2 protein-coding genes and 1 pseudogene are annotated in these 1,333 nt (G+C 40.3%); 1 reads left to right on the forward strand and 2 read right to left on the reverse strand.

Going from position 1 to position 1,333, the window contains the following annotated elements; translation table 11 throughout:
* Positions 1-342 (forward strand): annotated as a pseudogene (locus tag QUB26_RS31825) (hypothetical protein); the annotation flags it as partial.
* A 39-nt stretch (positions 343-381) separates the two neighbouring features.
* Here QUB26_RS31825 and QUB26_RS31830 read toward each other — a convergent pair.
* Together QUB26_RS31830 and QUB26_RS31835 are read right to left on the reverse strand one after the other, a co-directional pair.
* Positions 382-1,098, reverse strand: a complete 717-nt coding sequence (locus QUB26_RS31830; RefSeq protein ID WP_333321308.1) for an IS630 family transposase — start codon at positions 1,096-1,098, stop codon at positions 382-384.
* On the reverse strand, positions 981-1,226 hold the full coding sequence (locus QUB26_RS31835; protein ID WP_333321306.1) for a hypothetical protein: 246 nt from the start codon (positions 1,224-1,226) through the stop codon (positions 981-983). Before QUB26_RS31835 ends, QUB26_RS31830 begins: the two co-directional genes overlap by 118 nt.
* Between the last annotated feature and the right edge of the window lie 107 nt (positions 1,227-1,333).

Raw genomic sequence — 1,333 nt, forward strand, 5'->3', positions numbered from 1 at the left:
AAATACGTCAATATACTTACACAAAGAAAATCATTTAGGATTGATCTAGATAGAGAAAATCATTTAGGATTGCTATATAATCTATTGGGTCATGCTTTGCGTAAGGCAGTGAGTGTGATAGCTGCTGTGCAGGGGCGGGAGCCGGCAGAAATTGCCTCGGAAGCCGGTGCACCCATCCTCAATAGTTCCAGTTTAAAAACGGCCTTAGATTTAAACTGGGATAATCCAGTAGAGCGTCAAAATGCACTATCCATTATCCTAAATAGCTTAGCTTCTGTAGAAGAATGGATGCAAAGCCAGTCTAATTGTGATGAGTTTGAAGCGGCTCAAGATACTTTGTAAGTAGATAGGCGGGAAAAAACCAATCTATGTAACAAAACATTAAGTTGCCTGATTGGAGTTAAACTTAAGACGTTGCGTGGTGTAATTTCCCCTTTGTCCTCTAGCTTCTACTCCATGAATTACGGCGTAGGCGAGTTCTAACTCATCATCAAACATTTGTCCTGCCAACTCATCTTTCTTAATGTGTTGCCACTCCAATTCAATGGGGTTCATTTCCGAACAATACTTGGGTAAAAAGAAGATATATAAACCTTGCTTTTCCCAATGCGGCCATAACTCTTGGACTTCTTTGCATCGGTGTATTGGGCCGTTGTCTTGTACAATTACTCTCGGTCGTCCAATTTCAGCAGCTTCCTGGGCTTCTCGCTCCATCATTTTGATATAAGCTTTTCGATCAACACCCCCAATTACTAAACCATAAATAAAACTGATTCCCTGTTGAAGAAGTCCGATAATACTTAGTCTACGACCACGCCGTTTCGTTTGTTCTAACCGTTTTTGCTCACCTATTTGGTAATAAGTATACCCTGGTTCACTCCACGCACAAAAACCTGATTCATCTAAATACTTTAAGTCAATTCCTCCCGCTGCTGCCTCTAATTGCAACATATCTAAGTCAGATTGCTTCGTTTCTTGTACTAGGGGGTCTTGTTTTCCTTTGTGACTTTTTCTGGCTCGTTTCCAAATAAACCTTTTTTTTTTAGTATCCTTCTTAATCGATCGGCACTTAGTTTGACAGAACGTTCTTTTTCTAATTTCTGGACTAATTGAAGACTGTTATATGTACGTGATTCGTTTTTGAGGCATTCTTTTAAAAACTCTATATCTTCCTCTTTCCACGTTGGCTTTGCCCCTCGACCAGGCAACTCCCAAAGCCCTTCCATGCCTAGATTCGACCATTTATGTAAAACCTCTCTGTAAGGATTCAGGTCTTTGATTGGGGAATAAGAGAAGGCATGAAAAAGTTACAAGAATGGGCAGATATAGCATC

It is taken from the genome of Microcoleus sp. B4-C1 (assembly GCF_036705285.1).
GTDB lineage: Bacteria > Cyanobacteriota > Cyanobacteriia > Cyanobacteriales > Microcoleaceae > Microcoleus.

What these genes read in the sequence shown, in the direction of transcription:
- QUB26_RS31835 (WP_333321306.1), bottom strand. Translation starts at nt 1,226, where the DNA reads ATGGAAGGGCTTTGGGAGTTGCCTGGTCGAGGGGCAAAGCCAACGTGG.